Annotated in this window: 4 protein-coding genes; all 4 read right to left on the bottom strand. The window is 67.8% G+C overall.

Annotated features, from left to right (window positions below):
• Positions 1-451, bottom strand: a 451-nt coding sequence (locus tag G6019_RS08155) for an acyl-CoA thioesterase (RefSeq protein WP_182627373.1), incomplete at its 3' end; no start/stop codon positions are given.
• Complete coding sequence (locus tag G6019_RS08150) at positions 448-909, bottom strand: acyl-CoA thioesterase (protein WP_107756053.1); 462 nt, start codon at positions 907-909, stop codon at positions 448-450. The genes G6019_RS08150 and G6019_RS08155, both read right to left, overlap by 4 nt.
• Positions 906-1,355, bottom strand: coding sequence for an acyl-CoA thioesterase (locus G6019_RS08145; RefSeq protein WP_182613721.1), 450 nt, complete (start codon positions 1,353-1,355; stop codon positions 906-908). Before G6019_RS08145 ends, G6019_RS08150 begins: the two co-directional genes overlap by 4 nt.
• Positions 1,356-1,360: 5 nt before the next feature.
• Entirely contained in the window at positions 1,361-3,034 is a 1,674-nt protein-coding gene (ettA, locus tag G6019_RS08140; RefSeq protein WP_182613720.1) for an energy-dependent translational throttle protein EttA, read from the bottom strand.
• Positions 3,035-3,134 lie beyond the last annotated feature (100 nt).

The following is a 3,134-nucleotide window of genomic DNA, read 5'->3' as shown; positions in this document are numbered from 1 at the left end:
GCTCCCGCTCGTCCCGGGTGAACCGGCGCGGCCGCTGGGTGGCGAGGTCGAACGCCGCGATCGTGGACGTGCACTCCACCGCCGGGGGCGCCGAGTCCGGGGTCGCGCGCCCGCGGACCTCGTGACGGGCGACGAACATGGCCGCGCCGACCTTCTCGCACCACATGCGGACCCGGATCGGGCCGTCAGCGCGGGTGACCTGACCGCGGTATCTCACGGCGAGCTCGGTCATCACGGCGCCGGCGGTGAGCGTCGCGGTGGGGATGCCCTCCTCGAAGAGCCACGGGATCCGGGCCTCTTCGAGGAGCGTGATCATCCGCGCGTGGTTGACGTGATGGTAGAGGTCCTGGTCCGACCAGCGGACGGGCAGCGCCGCGGTGAACACGCGGCGTCCCGGCTCACCCGAGATTCCGAGGGGTCCCCCGGCCTCGTAGACGAGCTGTTCGGTCACTCCGAGGGCCTCTCGTCGGTGATCGCCGCCCGCTGGTGCGCTGCCTCGAGGACGTGTCGCACCCCTGTCGGTATCTCCACGGCCGTAGAGGTCGACGCGTCGTAGGCGACCATCACCACGCGCAGCGCGCAGCAGATCTCCCCCGCGGCGTCGAAGATCGTCTGCCGGATCTGGTACGAGGTGGTCCCGACGTGTTCGACCTCGATCTCGACGTCCACAGACGTCGAGTCCCGCAGGACCGGGCGGAGGTGGTCGATCTCGACCCGGCGGACGACCTGCGGCAGGTTGCCCAGCCCGAACGGCCCGAACCGGCTGCGGACGAACAGGATCCGGGCCTCCTGTGCGTACTCGATGTACTTGACGTTGTTGACGTGCCCGAACTGGTCGAAGTCCGCCCACCGCACCTGCAGGGTGCAACGGAACGTCCCCCGGTCCGGGGTCTGATCACCGGGACTCATCTCGCCTCCTCGCTCCCGCCGAGCAACGCCGCGCGCTCCTCGGGACTGATCTCGAGTGTCGTGGTCTCGTCCGGCGCCGTCACCACCAGGACGGTGTCGACGACCGCACACGGTTCCGGGCCCGTGGAGTCCGAACCGATCGAGGTCCTCATGGTGAAGGACGTGCGCCCGACCCGCAGGACCTCCACGTCGACCCAGACGCTCGTGGCGCCGTACCCGATGACGCGGCGGAAGTCGATCTCCATCCACCGTGCCAGCGCGATCGGCACCCGCGACCCGGGCACGCCGAACCTGTCCCGGAACCACATCAGTCTGGCGTCCTGGGAGAACTCCTGGAACCGCACATTGTTGACGTGTTGTCCCACGAAGTCCGCGATGCGAAGAGGGATGTGGACCCGGTGGACCTCGCCGGAGGTCCGCGTCTCGGGCGCGGCGTGCGATCCCATCTGCGTCAGTCCCGGGTGAGCTTGCGGTGGGTGACCCGGTGCGGGCGGGCGGCGTCCGGGCCGAGGCGGTCGATCTTGTTCTGCTCGTAGCCCTCGAAGTTGCCCTCGAACCAATACCACTGCCCCTCTGCGACGTTCCCCTCCCACGCGAGGATGTGGGTACAGGTGCGGTCGAGGAACCAGCGGTCGTGCGAGATCACCACGGCGCAGCCGGGGAAGTCCTCGAGGGCGTTCTCGAGGCTGCCCAGGGTCTCGGTGTCCAGGTCGTTGGTCGGCTCGTCCAGCAGGATCAGGTTGCCGCCGACCTTGAGGGTCAGGGCCAGGTTCAATCGGTTGCGCTCACCGCCCGAGAGCACGCCGGCCTTCTTCTGCTGGTCCGGGCCCTTGAAGCCGAAGGCGCTCACGTAAGCGCGCGAGGGCATCTCGTTCTGCCCGACCTCGATGAAGTCGTTGCCCTCCGACACGACCTCCCACACGGACTTCTCGGGGTCGATGTTCGCGCGGGACTGGTCGACGTAACTCAGCTTGACCGTGTCTCCCACCCGGACGGAACCGGCGTCCGGCTCCTCGAGTCCGACGATCGTCTTGAACAGGGTGGTCTTACCCACGCCGTTGGGGCCGATCACGCCGACGATGCCGTTACGCGGCAGCGTGAACGACAGATCCTTGATCAGCACGCGGTCGTCGAAGCCCTTCCGGAGATTGTCGACCTCGACCACCACGTTGCCCAGCCGCGGCGGGGTGGGGATCTGGATCTCCTCGAAGTCCAGCTTGCGGTGCTTCTCGGCCTCCGCCGCCATCTCCTCGTACTTGGCCAGACGCGCCTTGGACTTGGACTGGCGGGCCTTGGCGCCGGAGCGGACCCACTCGAGTTCGGCCTTGAGACGCTTCTGCAGCTTCTGGTCCTTCTTGCCCTGCACCTCGAGGCGCTCGGCCTTCTTCTCCAGATAGGTGGAGTAGTTGCCCTCGTAGGGGTGCAGCTTGCCGCGGTCGACCTCACAGATCCACTGCGCCACGTGGTCGAGGAAGTAACGGTCGTGGGTGACGGCCAGGACGGCGCCCGGGTAGGCGGCCAGGTGCTGCTCCAACCACAGCACCGACTCGGCGTCGAGGTGGTTGGTGGGCTCGTCCAGCAGGAGCAGATCGGGCTTGCTCAGCAGCAGCTTGCACAGCGCGACGCGGCGCATCTCACCACCGGACAGGTGGGTGACGGGAGAGTCGCCCGGCGGGCAGCGCAGCGCGTCCATGGCCTGCTCGATCTGGGAATCCACGTCCCAGGCGTCCACCGCGTCGAGCTGCTCCTGCAGCCGCCCCATCTCCTCCATGAGCTCGTCGGTGTAATCGGTGGCCATCTCCTCGGCCACCGCGTTGTACCGGCGGAGCTGCACCATGGTCTCGCCGAGGCCGTCCTCGACGTTCTCCTTGACGGTCTTGCTCTCGTCGAGCACCGGCTCCTGCATGAGGATGCCGACGCTGGCCTCGGGGTCGAGGAACGCCTCGCCGTTGGAGGGCTGATCCAGGCCGGCCATGATCTTGAGGATCGAGGACTTACCCGCGCCGTTGGGGCCCACGACGCCGATCTTCGCACCGGGGTAGAAGGACATCGTCACGTCGTCGAGGATCACCTTGTCCCCGTGCGCCTTGCGGACCTTCTTCATGGTGTAGATAAACTCGGCCATTCTACCCTCTCACCTGCGGAAATAATTCACCTCGCCGCAGCCGGGCCGCGGGCACGACCCCATGTTACGTGCCCGCCCGCAGCCCCGGTGAGCCCGGCGG

Origin of the sequence: Dietzia sp. DQ12-76 (genome assembly GCF_014145045.1) — a bacterium.
Taxonomy (GTDB): Bacteria; Actinomycetota; Actinomycetes; order Mycobacteriales; family Mycobacteriaceae; genus Dietzia.
Note: the sequence above shows the minus strand (reverse complement) of the source record. Positions and strands in the feature narration are given on the sequence as shown.